17 protein-coding genes and 1 pseudogene are annotated in these 12,202 nt (G+C 40.9%); 1 reads left to right on the top strand and 17 read right to left on the bottom strand.

Annotation, left to right across the window (positions count from 1 at the left end; all coding sequences use genetic code 11):
- Positions 1-137: 137 nt before the first annotated feature.
- The 16 genes and pseudogenes from OCV47_RS14615 to OCV47_RS14540 all read right to left on the bottom strand — a co-directional run bounded on the left by OCV47_RS14615 (position 138) and on the right by OCV47_RS14540 (position 10,070).
- The gene (locus OCV47_RS14615; protein WP_177296873.1) at positions 138-575 is read right to left on the bottom strand and encodes a DUF4365 domain-containing protein; all 438 of its coding nucleotides are present in this window, start codon (positions 573-575) and stop codon (positions 138-140) included.
- A 12-nt stretch (positions 576-587) separates the two neighbouring features.
- Positions 588-869 carry a hypothetical protein gene (locus tag OCV47_RS14610; protein ID WP_262655797.1) on the bottom strand — a complete coding sequence of 94 codons (282 nt, stop codon included), beginning with the start codon at positions 867-869 and terminating at the stop codon, positions 588-590.
- A complete protein-coding gene (locus OCV47_RS14605) occupies positions 817-1,680 on the bottom strand; it encodes a DUF4357 domain-containing protein (protein WP_262655796.1) in 864 nt (287 codons plus the stop codon). Before OCV47_RS14605 ends, OCV47_RS14610 begins: the two co-directional genes overlap by 53 nt.
- Positions 1,616-3,430 carry a DNA methyltransferase gene (locus tag OCV47_RS14600; protein ID WP_262655795.1) on the bottom strand — a complete coding sequence of 605 codons (1,815 nt, stop codon included), beginning with the start codon at positions 3,428-3,430 and terminating at the stop codon, positions 1,616-1,618. Before OCV47_RS14600 ends, OCV47_RS14605 begins: the two co-directional genes overlap by 65 nt.
- A gap of 50 nt (positions 3,431-3,480) precedes the next feature.
- The gene (locus tag OCV47_RS14595) at positions 3,481-3,684 is read right to left on the bottom strand and encodes a helix-turn-helix domain-containing protein (protein ID WP_262655794.1); all 204 of its coding nucleotides are present in this window, start codon (positions 3,682-3,684) and stop codon (positions 3,481-3,483) included.
- Positions 3,685-3,818: 134 nt separating this feature from the next.
- The gene (locus tag OCV47_RS14590) at positions 3,819-4,247 is read right to left on the bottom strand and encodes a single-stranded DNA-binding protein (RefSeq protein ID WP_262655793.1); all 429 of its coding nucleotides are present in this window, start codon (positions 4,245-4,247) and stop codon (positions 3,819-3,821) included.
- 30 nt (positions 4,248-4,277) lie between these two features.
- Positions 4,278-4,559, bottom strand: a complete 282-nt coding sequence (locus OCV47_RS14585; protein WP_177296879.1) for a hypothetical protein — start codon at positions 4,557-4,559, stop codon at positions 4,278-4,280.
- Positions 4,560-4,663: 104 nt separating this feature from the next.
- Positions 4,664-4,957 (bottom strand): hypothetical protein, encoded by a 294-nt coding sequence (locus OCV47_RS14580; RefSeq protein ID WP_262655792.1) that lies wholly within the window; start codon positions 4,955-4,957, stop codon positions 4,664-4,666.
- A gap of 2 nt (positions 4,958-4,959) precedes the next feature.
- Positions 4,960-5,241: a hypothetical protein gene (locus OCV47_RS14575; protein ID WP_262655791.1), complete on the bottom strand. Its 282-nt coding sequence runs from the start codon at positions 5,239-5,241 to the stop codon at positions 4,960-4,962.
- Positions 5,242-5,266: 25 nt separating this feature from the next.
- A complete protein-coding gene (locus OCV47_RS14570) occupies positions 5,267-5,560 on the bottom strand; it encodes a hypothetical protein (RefSeq protein ID WP_177296882.1) in 294 nt (97 codons plus the stop codon).
- A gap of 124 nt (positions 5,561-5,684) precedes the next feature.
- Positions 5,685-6,851, bottom strand: a complete 1,167-nt coding sequence (locus OCV47_RS14565) for a recombinase family protein (RefSeq protein WP_262655790.1) — start codon at positions 6,849-6,851, stop codon at positions 5,685-5,687.
- Between the two features lie 4 nt (positions 6,852-6,855).
- Entirely contained in the window at positions 6,856-7,536 is a 681-nt protein-coding gene (locus OCV47_RS14560) for a type IV secretory system conjugative DNA transfer family protein (RefSeq protein ID WP_262655789.1), read from the bottom strand.
- Positions 7,533-7,970, bottom strand: a pseudogene (locus OCV47_RS14555) (PcfB family protein). The gene OCV47_RS14560 and the pseudogene OCV47_RS14555 overlap by 4 nt, the downstream one beginning before the upstream one ends.
- 135 nt (positions 7,971-8,105) lie before the next feature.
- The gene (locus tag OCV47_RS14550) at positions 8,106-8,897 is read right to left on the bottom strand and encodes an ATP-binding protein (protein WP_262655786.1); all 792 of its coding nucleotides are present in this window, start codon (positions 8,895-8,897) and stop codon (positions 8,106-8,108) included.
- Positions 8,894-9,706: a replication initiator protein A gene (locus OCV47_RS14545; protein WP_262655785.1), complete on the bottom strand. Its 813-nt coding sequence runs from the start codon at positions 9,704-9,706 to the stop codon at positions 8,894-8,896. Before OCV47_RS14545 ends, OCV47_RS14550 begins: the two co-directional genes overlap by 4 nt.
- Positions 9,707-9,719: 13 nt before the next feature.
- Positions 9,720-10,070 carry a hypothetical protein gene (locus tag OCV47_RS14540; protein WP_262655784.1) on the bottom strand — a complete coding sequence of 117 codons (351 nt, stop codon included), beginning with the start codon at positions 10,068-10,070 and terminating at the stop codon, positions 9,720-9,722.
- A gap of 15 nt (positions 10,071-10,085) precedes the next feature.
- Here OCV47_RS14540 and OCV47_RS16110 point away from each other — a divergent pair, with 15 nt between their 5' ends.
- A complete protein-coding gene (locus OCV47_RS16110) occupies positions 10,086-10,175 on the top strand; it encodes an IS3 family transposase (RefSeq protein ID WP_262655798.1) in 90 nt (29 codons plus the stop codon).
- A gap of 158 nt (positions 10,176-10,333) precedes the next feature.
- Here OCV47_RS16110 and OCV47_RS14530 read toward each other — a convergent pair whose 3' ends face one another.
- On the bottom strand, positions 10,334-12,124 hold the full coding sequence (locus OCV47_RS14530) for a flavin reductase (protein WP_262655783.1): 1,791 nt from the start codon (positions 12,122-12,124) through the stop codon (positions 10,334-10,336).
- Positions 12,125-12,202 lie beyond the last annotated feature (78 nt).

Genomic DNA, 12,202 nt, shown 5'->3' with positions numbered 1-12,202 from the left:
CGAGTTTAGCTACACGGCTCACTGGCGATTACCGTGACCGGACTTACACCGGCAAGTGTGGTCCAGCTTCGCTGGACACACGGCAAAACAAAAGGCACCAACTTTTTACGGTTGATGCCCTTTGGCTTGCACATTATTTAATTTTTGAAAAAACATTCTGGTCTATATTGTTCTAATAATGCATGATTCTTATTTGAGAAATTGATGCCCCACTCAGGTTTATCATAATTCCTGTCTACAAGAACAGCATTCGGGTTCTTCCAAGCTGTCGCTGGAATTACATATATTTCCGGCAGTTCATTTTCTATAAAATGCAAAAAACAAACAAGATGCCTATCATCCATTACCAGCTTATCTTTTTTTATAAACACGTATTTTCCTTTGAACATTGATTTCACTTGCACTTCATAGAAAATACCGGTCTTTATATCTCTGGCAATAAAGTCTACACCATGATCATCCACTTCAGATGTATATACATCGAATCCGTAAGAAGCAAATTCCATTTTCGCATAATATTCCCCAAACTGACCAAGTTGCATATGATTCAGACCTGACCATTTCTTACTCGGCATTGTGGTAACCTCCTACATTATTCCATGCTTCATAATAATATCTTCAATAAAACGTGCAGTTTTTATTTTTCCATAATATTCAAAAGGATCAACTGCAATATCCTGGTTATCATGCAGTTGCCATGCAAATGGCACTCCCTGTGAATCTTCTTTCAGCCATGGATCATAAATAGTTTCTTTTTTAAATTTAAACGAAACATAATCTGCTGGATTATAATATCCGTTACTGTGATGTAATTCGTCAAGCTGCCTTATCGCCAGTTCCTCCGCTCTGGAAATATGACTTTGTACCATTTCTGCTACTTCGTTCGATTTTATGACCAACTACTTTTCCATATTGACGTCCATCTAAGGTTGTCCATTCTCTACGTCCATTTGCAGAACGACCACCTACAATAACTGCAGCTGCAGACGGACTATCGAAAACATAATCCTGAGTAAATACACCGTCTACGATAATTCCATTATCAATTAGATTCTTCCTAATTTCTATATATGAAGATTGACAACTTGGAGTAGTATCTCTAGCGATAGTACTGCCTGCCTTTACTATGAAACTCCCATCGTTCCCAACACAACCCGAAGCATTACAGCCACGAATAGCTAAATGAAACATTATTTCTTCATCATCATTTAATTCTTCTGATGGATCAATTTTTAAATCCCATTTTTCAGAAAATAATGCCAACAATGTCTTTTGACGTTCAGATACAACCTCTGGAGTCCAAGAATCTTCGTTCACAACCTGTGTAGTTAAAGTATAGGATGTAATTCCACCTTTGTTCTGGAAATAGCTCTTTTTCTTCGTGGCAAAATCATAATTCTGTGCTGCTGAATTATGCTTTCTGGTTAAAGGTACCAGATTAGCAATTCGATTTAACCAAAAGGCTCGTTCGTCCTGATCAGGCCACAGTTGATCCCATTCACTGCCTTTTTCAGGATTCTGAGGAAGAACATGTTCAATAGTAAACAGCTTTACATCATATTTTGCACCACCATCCGAAACAAATGAATCCAAACGTTGGATAATATAATTACGTCTACGTGAAGGCATTCCATAATGGAAAAACCTGTTCTCCCTGACATATACTACTCGTTGATACAAACCCTGCTTGAATTCCTGTTCCTTTAATATATCTTGCCGCTACAAAATACCATGCAGCAACATAATCAAGATTTTTTGAATAATTTTTATATTTCTTGGGATCACCTGATTCTGTTTCCACTATGTTTACCATTTCAGCTTTTTGTTCTTTTGACATTGTTCTTGCACCATTAAAAGGCGGATTACCCATAATATAATTTAACTCATAATTTGGAACAACGTCATTCCAATCCAATTTCAGAGAATTGTCTTCTATGATATACGCATTAGTTTCTAATGGCAAATAGCTAATATTCATATGAACAATTGCTTTTGTTTCTTCCAGCATTTGACTTTCAGCTATCCACAATGCCGCTTTAGCAACTGTTACTGCAAAATCATTTATTTCTATTCCATAAAAATGAGAAATTGAAACCTTGATAGGATTCATTGTATTTAAATCTGTTAATGATATTTGTCCTGCAAATGCATCTTTCTGATATTCATATTTTTCTTTAATAACAGCATTTTCCAAACGTCTGATAGATAAGTATGTTTCTGTCAAAAAATTACCTGATCCGCAAGCAGGATCTAAAAATTTCAAACTGGCCAATTTATCCTGAAAAGCATCTAAATATTTCATCTTATTTGCATACGGAATAGGGTTAATCGATCCATCTTTTTTTCGCGTTTGCATGTTCTTCAATTCCTCAAATTCTTGCTTTAAATCATCAAGAAAAAGTGGATCAATAACCTTATGAATATTTTCAATGCTTGTATAATGCATACCACCAGAACGTCTTGTTTCTGGATTTAATGTACTCTCGAACACAGCTCCAAAAATTGTCGGACTAATATTTTGCCATTCAAAATTTGAACTATCTAACAAAAGATGAAGTAACTCATCTGTAAATGGTGGTATCTCAACATTTTCATCTTCAAACAAACCTCCATTTACATATGGAAAAGACGCTAATATCGGATCATCATCTTTGAGATATTTATCACGTTCCTCTTCCTTCTGATTTAGAATTCTAAATAAATCTCTTAATGCTTTTCGTGCAGTTTGTGCATTAAATTGTTCCATATAAGTATGGAATAAATTCTTTATACCGAATATACCCGCATCTTCGGCATAAAGGCAAAAAACGATGCGAACGCACAGTTTATTCAAACTTCTTAATGTCTCCGGATCATCTGGCGTTTCATATTGTTTAATGAAAGCATCATATAATTTACCAACAATAATACCTGCGTCTTTAGAAATCTGGACTTCTTGACTAATTTTAACTGTTTCTTGATCAACAAGAAATTCCAACATATCATATTTTGACTGTAAATCTGATATATTTATTTTGGTTGGTTCTGGCACCCTCATATCCATGTCATAGATCCATATTTCAGCGAAATTTGATGTTACAATCCATCTAGCTTTTTCTGTATAAGGCAAATTGTCATTATACCTCTTTGCCTGCTCATATGGTGTTAATTCAATTCCACCTGATTGCAGAATCTTCTTATCTAACGAAACTCCCAAACTCTTTTGTTCTATTAAAACCTTTGTTTCCGGAATATATGCATCTATTCTTTTTGTATTGCCATCAATTATAACTTTCTTTTGAAATTCAATATGATCCGTGGCATTTTCTACTGCCATAAGCCTTGTAAGAATATCTATCCAATAAGAACGGTCATCTTCATCTTCTTTACCTTTGTTTACCCATTTTTGAAAAAACTGTCTTGCAGCTTCTCTTTTCTCTGAAACTGTCATAGGTATCCTCCATTCATTTTCTTATTACGTATCCAGTTTAATAAAACAAATTAATTATCTTTAAAACTCATGATCTCATCTATTGTACAATTCAACGCCATACATATCTTTTCAACAGACTGCATGGAAATATATTCGTTTCTTCCCAACTTGGCGAGAATATTCCCGCTGATTCCCGAACGATGCTGTAATTCAATTTTTTTCATATTCTTTTTAGCCAACAGTTCCCACAGTCTTTCATAACATACTGCCATGTCTGTACCTCCATGTATAACTATACAAATTGTATCACGTTTTCATTAGATTGAATACCTCAAAGATTTTGATTTTCCATATTTCAGCTGCCGGAAGAAGCTGCATAATAACAGCCTCCTCCGTTACTTAACATTTACTCAAAAGGAAGTTCTTCTCCCTCCGGCACATTCATAAATCCATCACTGTCTGTTGTAGCTTTTCCTTCCCCTGTGTCGGCTCCTGTCTCTGCTTCATTTTTTGCTTTCGGACTGTCTGCAAATTCATGTTCTTCCACAATCACATCGGTAGTATAAACTGTTTTTCCATCTTTGTCCTTATAACTTCCGGTACTGATCCTGCCAAGTACAGCAACTTTCATTCCCTTCCGAAGATATTTCTGGGCGAACTCTGCACCTTTTCCAAATACTACGCAAGAAATAAAATCAGCTTCCTGCTCACCGTCCTTCTTATATCTGCGGTTAACTGCCAATGTATATCTGGCAACTGCCATGTCGTTATCCTTTCCTCCGTATTTGATCTCGGGGTTTCTTGTCAGACGTCCCATTAAAATCACTCTGTTCATCCTGTTTTCCTCCATTTTCTTAATCATTCTTTACGCTGCGAAATCATCGCCCCACCGCATCGGTGTCAGTACAAATGCTCCTGCCGGATCATCGTCCGGGCTGAAAAAATCTTTGATGTCGAAGTACATCTGGTCATAGCCTTCTGCCACACCATCCTGATTGATATACTTGCTGAGATTGAAAATACATTTCTTCACTTCAAAATCAGTAGCCAGTGCAGCCACATAACGGAGTCTTTTAGTTGTAAACTCCAGATTCGGGCATCCAAAACAGTACAGCAACATCATCTGGTTGATATTCAGATTCTTCATTCTGCCTCACCTCCTCTCGCTGGATTATCTATAAAAAAAGAGCATCAACCTTTATGTCGGCTCATGCTCTTTCTTTTCATTCTTACATTTTAATATTCATCAGGTTATGAAACTGACCGGATTATCTTTTTTACGATTTTATTCAACCGGATTCCGTCTTGAAGTCCCAGCCGGTAGAAGAAAATCTCACTTTCTGCCCCGCTGTCAAAAATAGCGTCACAGTATTCCCGGACTGCCTGTTGTTTATCCTCTGGAAGCGATGCCACCGCTTCCTCATATTTCTTTTCTACATCATCTTCTGTATCTGGTTCTTTCCCGGCTTTCATCTTGCTGAACGCACTCTGCATCCGTTCCTGAATGATATTGTCCACAAATTCCTTTAATGCTTCCTCTTTCATCCTCATACATCCCTTTCTATCTCACACACCAGACGCTCATAATCCAGAAATCCCCGGATATACATTTCCCGGCTGATATAGGCTTCTACTGCGTGTCTTGCTGATACGATCCGGTCAATAATCGTCCAGAACTCATGCCCGTATTTTTCTATATATGGCTTCAATTCATCCATCGTTTTCTCGCATTCCCCTTCCAGTTCGATCAGCTCCGGGTCAATCCGTAAATATGCCTCCAGCCTGATTTCATTCCAGTCGAAGTAGCTTTCCACTAATTCTCTTTTCATAATCGTGTTCCTTTCTATCCTCTTCTTACGTAAAAGAGCGAATCCATTCTTCCAAAAAGATGATTCCCATAATCACAATTTCAACCGTACATGGCAGGAGATAGAACAGGAATCCAGCCAATATCATTTTCAGGCATTCCCCGGAATTTTCCAGACCAAAGCCATAGCTTAACAGGGCAGTCAGAAGAAAAATCCCTGCGATTACCCGGAAGATAACTGCTGATATTCCTGCAAGGAACTCCACAAACAGCCTTATTATTTTCAGAGCAACCATCACAGGCAACAACATGATTTTTAAAATAAGTCGTATGGCTTTCATCCTGTCTCTCCTTCCTATCCGGCATTTCTGTTCAAATAGTTTCGATACTTCTCAAGTACGGAATCTGTCACACCATTTTTGTAGATCTTCCGTATATCTGTGATCTCTTCATCCTTTAAGAGTTTCAGCCATTCCAGAAGGTCTCTCCGGCTGTTTGCGAAATTACAGCACCTTTGATGAAATGGAAGGTACACTCTTTGTATTTGTTTCCATAAGCGGAACAGGCAAAATTACTGTCGGAATCATAGACTTTCCCACTCTTTCTGTGCTGTGCCTCGGGACTTCGGTAACTCATCCTGCTGCCACAGTCAGCACAATATACAAGTCCGGAAAGCCGATGCTTATACGTTCCGTTGGCAACACGTTTGATCACCCTCTTTCTCAGCTTCTGTGCCTGATTCCATGTTTCTTCATCAATAATCGCATCATGGGTATTTTCAAAAACAATGAGTTCTTCCGGTCTGGCTTTTCTTCTTTTTTTTGTTTTGAAATTGTCACAGATTGTTTTCCCAAGAACCGTATGCCCCATATATTCCTGTTTGTCCAGAATACCGCTGACAGCAGTAGCATTCCATACATAAGGGTCATGGTAGCTGTGGTTCCTGCTGACTTCGCCATCCTCTGCCCGTTCCAGATATGCAGACGGTATTAGAATATGCTCCTGTGTCATAACATCTGCGATCTGTGCCGGTCCGTTTCCTTCGATTGCAAGCTGGTAAATCCTGCGGACATTTCTGGCAGCCTCCTCGTCTATAATCAGATGGTTTTTATCCTCCGGATCATGTTTGTATCCGTAGGGAATTGCACCGCTGCACCGCTTCCCGGACTTCATCCTTGACTGGAAGATCGCCTTGATCTTTTTGCTGGTATCCTTGGCATACCATTCATTCATGATATTCAGAAATGGAGTAAAGTCATTATCTGTAGGCACATCACTGTCAATGCCGTTGTTGATGGCGATAAACCGGATTCCCTTTTCTGGAAACAAAATTTCCGTATAGTAACCAACTTTCAGATAATTTCTACCCAGTCGGCTCATATCCTTTACGCAAATAGTATCAATCAGTCCTGCTTCCACATCTGCAATCATTTTCTGGAAACCCGGACGGTTAAAAGTGACACCACTATAGCCATCATCTGTATAATGCCGGATATTTTTCAGTCCTTTTGCTTCCGCATATTCCTCCAGATACTGCTTCTGGTTCGTAATACTGTTGGATTCCCCCTGCAGTTCATCATCCTTGGATAGACGTTCATAGAGGGCTGTAAGTTTGTTTTTCTGCCGGCTCATTTATTCACCTCCTTTCCTCGAAAGCCTTGAAAATACAGGCAAATAAGCGTTTTTTCGTTATGAAGAAACGTTTATTTCTCTGTACTTTATATATTAAACCCTTCGGGTCTGTAATGACCATGGAACAGTTCATCATCATAATAGAGACCTTTACGAAAAACCTTGTTTTTCCACTACCGGAACCGCCGATGACGCAGATGTTTTTATTTCTGGCAAACTTTGGGTTCTTCGGACGGCTCTCCATGGTAATGGATTCTGTTGCCGTCAGCGGAATGTTCATCCAGAAATCATCTGCCATAAATGGTTTGATGTCTTCCGCTGTTCCCCACCTGGCAGAACCATATTCCACTCCTTTTCGGAGTTTTTTTGCATCTGCCTGTTTCTGCCAGACCAGTATCTTCACAACTGCCGCAATCCCGGCTCCCACCAGAACATCCACGTAGTAAAGACTTGGCAGGAACCCGGTCAGGATCCGGTCAGCGTGTTCCATGGCATATAATAGTTTGTTTCCCATCTCTGCCCCAGGACTTGCCCGGTACAGACAGGATGCCCTGTCTGCAAACAAAAAGATGAATAGGTACGGAAGATTGGTGAGAATAAGCTTTTTCATATCCAAAGCGGACAGCGTAACTCTGGCTTTTGCTTTCAGCTTGTTGGTCATACCACCGGCAGTAAGCTTTCTCACCGGGATACCTCCTGATGCTTATTCCTGGCTTTGCCCTTCGTCTTCCCGGCAACGATACTCCTGTATGCTGCCAGACGTTTGTGGATGGAAGGACGGTTCGCCTTTTAGATCTCTTTCTGGGAAAATTCACGGAAAGCTGCGGTGATCGCATCCTGGTCACGTCCCTTAAAGAACACCATATAAACCGGCGGATCTTTGGTCTTATCCTTTTTCAGGGCATAATTGATCCCGTATTTTCTGGCATACCGTTCAAAAGACTTGATGTTCTTGGGTGTGATCTCAATATTCGTCATCCCGGCATTCTGCTTTGCCAGCTCTTTCACCGTGATTTTCCCCTGTTTCGGCTGATTTTTCTGTGCTTTCTTCTCAGCACTTTTCTGTTTCTGATGCCGTAGATATGCGGCAATCACTTTTTTCAACACATCTGCCGTCATTTTTGTGGTACGCACACAAAAAGTCACCGTTTTCTATGTTACTTCTTCCTGCATGAATTTCCCTCCTTTCAGCGTATTACTTGCTGTCCCAACCTAAGACCATTGGTATCACCCCTTTCATCAAAAAAGAACCGATCAGACTCTGATCAGACTCTGCATCCGACCGAGCTTTTCAGTTCCTTCTTCCCTCCTTTTGTCTGCCCCGCCACAATAGACAGGCACACACATCTCCAATATTCTGCTGTAAATCCGCTTATGGGCTACATCCAGCGATTCATCTTTCATATCATTCAACCCGAGATTTGTTGTGATGATGAGGGGCTTCATTTTACAGTACCTGCTGTCAATCACGTTATAGATCTGCTCCAGGGCAAACTCTGAATTACGTTCCATCCCCAGGTCATCAATAATCAGAAGCGGGTAATCCACCAGATTCTGCACAATCTGGTTTTTATCTGCCTGATAGTTTGTCATTTCATTCAGGATACGTGAGAAGTTCGTCATCATCACCCGCTCCCCCTGTTCCAGAAGGGCATTGGCAATACACCCGGCAAAGAAGCTCTTCCCAGTCCCCACCGGACCCATCAGGAGAAGCCCTACATTTTCTTTTTTCATCTTCTCCCAGTTTTTTGCATACTGCCTGGCAATGAGCATCTTATCATTTGACCCATTATCATTTTCAAATCGCCATTCCCAGAACCTCCGGTCTCTAAGTCCTACCGATTTTCTCTGGTAAAGCTCCCTCTGGGCTTCTTCCCTGCGGAGCTGCTCTTCTTTTTCTTTTCTTGCCTGAGCCTCGCAGTCACACAGGCAGCCCACTACACGGTCCCTTCCCATAAAATTAATCCTCAGCTGTTTCCCGCATACACCACACCGGAGGCATCCGTCTTCCCCAAGGAAATCAGCCACATTCCTGCTATCTGTCATAGACTCTCTCCTTCCTCAAAGTCATATCTTCCAGAACCGGTTTTCAGTTCTTCCCTTCCTGCCCAGAGAAGAAGCGTTGCGAAATGATTCTGATAGGTTTTTCCAGTGGATTTCATATAAGCTGAAAGCTGGTCAATCATCCTCTGGAAGTCATACGGATACAGTTTCCGCAGCTCCCGGTTTTCTTCCACGGAAAGCCGGACATTTCCAAACCGTCCGTACAGACAAGTGCTTTCCTTTTCCGAAGAGCGGCTCTTACTCCTGTCAGTATCATTCTTATCAGTCTTATTTATATCAGTATTATTTGTGGCAAAATTCTTGCACTCCGGACTTCCATTTTTTTGCGTTCCGGACAGCAAGTTTTTTGCATTCCGGACTGCCAGATTCTTGCGTTCCGGACAGCAAATTTCTTGCGTTCCAAAAGGATAATAAACTGCCGGTTTTACCCGGATGCGTTTTACGAAGTTCTTCACATATATCACCGATGGACGGTTGCAGCCCTGTCGGTACCGTTCGATCAGGCCGATGCCATGTACACTGTCAAGCTCCCTGAGAAGCTTTGTGACCGTTGTGTGTGACATGTGCAGCACTTTCTGAAGTTCAGCTACCGTGTAGATGATATACACATAACCGTCAGCATCCACCCAGCCATTTTTCTTTGAAAGGTTGATCCTGTCCAGCAAGATGCCATACAGAAGCTTTGCATCCGTGGACAGCCCTTCAAATTCCTTTTCTGTAAACAGTGCCTTGGGAATACGGAAAAATGAAAACTGCTCGGATTCTTCTACCCGGAAGTATTCATAATCCATTTTTTCATCCTCATTATTCCATCTCTTTGTTCTTGAACATATTCAGGTACATGTTGAACACACTCACCAGTTCCTTCAGATAGATTCGTCTGGCACCTTTGTTGCAGGCATGCATATCTTCGATCCATTCCGGGGAATTACCGCAGATCACAGCCGTTGTCTCCACGACAGCCATAAATTTCTTCATGGATTCCATCTTGTAAACATGGTTGAAATACTGGCGGATTGCCTCAATTCTATCCGGATCATTTTCCAGTAATTCAATGACACCGAAAGCCAGATCCATACCAAATTCACTGGCATCATCTTCGATTGCCTCATCATCCAGGTTACCGTTCTCATCACAGTAGCATATGAATTCCATCGGACTTAAGACTATATTGAATACTATAACAACCGACGACTACAGCGTAAGTTGCATATAATGACACCGATGGCCTTTCATGAACTTACGTTGAAAGCAGCATAAAAATACCGCCAGCCGGTTAATAGGCTGACGGAGAAAAAATTATTATTTTTCATTGTTCTCTTGACGGGTAGCACACCATAGCAAGTGGTTTATTGTTTCGGCTTTATTGATTAATTCAATTATATAACAGCTCTATTATCATTAATTCATTTTTCTTTTTACTGTATTGGTTCGAAGTCTGCTGCTCCATGCTTGCACAGCGGGCAGATGATGTCTTCTGGAAGTTCGTCTCCTTCATAGATGTATCCGCAGACTTTGCATACGAATCCTTTTTTCCCTTCTGTTTCTGGCTTTGGTTTTACATTCTGCTGATAGTAGGTGTAAGTCATGGTATCCTGATCACTCATGACACGGGCTTCCGTCACGCTGCAGATAAACATTCCGTGAGTGCCCAGATCTACGTACTGCTCTACTTTCAGAGACATAAATGCGTTGATGTATTTGTCCAGGAATACCAGTCCGTTTCCGGATCGGTTAATCTTCTGTCCTGCGAATTTGTCTGCGGTTCTTCCTGACTGGAAGCCAAACTGCTGGAATACTGAAAATGGTGCGTCTACGGACAGGCAGTTTACATTCAAGACTCCGGTCTGCTGGATCACATGATGAGAGTAATTTGCTTTATTGATGTTCACCGCTACACGATATGGATTATCCGTCAGCTGAGTAACGGTATTTACGATAAGTCCGTTATCCTTCTTTCCATCATTAGAAGTCACTACATAGAGTCCATAGCCAATGCGGAACAGTGCTGTCATGTCATTTTTGTTTGCAAGGCTGTCATCTTTGGCAATATACTCTTTGCAAAGCTCATCTGTCATGGCTTCTATCTGTTTGCGGTTTTCTTCTTTTACTGCAGACCAGATGTGTACCGTATTCTTCAGCCATTCTATTTTCTTGCATCCAGACATCATCTCTTTCATGATTTTTGCTGCCAGCGGGGCCCAGGTACCATTTTCAATAAGGCCTACCGTACGATTCTGATAATTATGCTCTGTCAGTCTGGTAATAAAATCATTCATAAACGGATAAATGCTGGCATTATAAGTGGTGGTTGCAAGGATCAGCTTAGAATAACGGAACGCATCGCTGATTGCCTGAGACATATCATCTCTTGCCAGATCATAAACCACAACCTTCGGACATCCTTTTGCTTTTAATTTATCAACAAGCAGTGTAACTGCCTGTTTGGTATGTCCATATACTGAGGTATAAGCAATCACAATACCATCTTCTTCCGGTGTGTAAGAAGACCAGGTATCATAGAGACCGATGTAATGTCCAAGATCTTCGGTAAGCACCGGACCATGCAGCGGACAGATCATCTGAATATCCAGTGTTGCTGCCACTTTCAGAAGCTTCTGTACCTGTGCGCCATATTTTCCTACGATTCCAATGAAGTATCTTCTTGCTTCATCATCCCACGGTTCTTCCACATCCAGCGCACCGAATTTTCCAAATCCATCTGCGGAAAACAGGACTTTTTCGGTACTGTCATACGTAACCATAACCTCTGGCCAATGTACCATCGGTGCAAATACAAAGGTAAGCTGATGATAGCCAAGAGACAGTGTTCCACCATTTTCCATCTCGATCTTTTTGCCTTCCAGATCCAGTTCAAAGAAGTTGTGAATCATATTCATGGCTTTCCCGGTAGCTACTACGGTCGTATCTGGATAAACTTTCAAAAAATTCGCAATATTAGCTGCATGGTCAGGTTCCATGTGCTGTACAATCAGATAATCCGGTTTACGTCCTTCCAGAACCTGCTGAATATTGTCCAGCCACTGGTGAGTAAACTCTGCATCTACGGTATCCATAACTGCAATCTTCTCATCCAGAATCACATAGGAATTGTAAGACATTCCATTTGGCACTTTATACTGTCCTTCAAACAGGTCGACATGGTGATCATTTACTCCAACATATTTAATCGTATCTGTAACTTTCATTATCATTTCCTCCACTTCTTATTTATGTTTTCTATTTTGTATCTGTAACTTTGTGTTCCTTAACTTTGTTAATATAAT

It is taken from the genome of Muricoprocola aceti (assembly GCF_025567005.1).
In the GTDB taxonomy this organism is placed as follows: domain Bacteria; phylum Bacillota; class Clostridia; order Lachnospirales; family Lachnospiraceae; genus Marvinbryantia; species Marvinbryantia aceti.
This window is presented reverse-complemented; position numbering and strand designations above follow the sequence as displayed.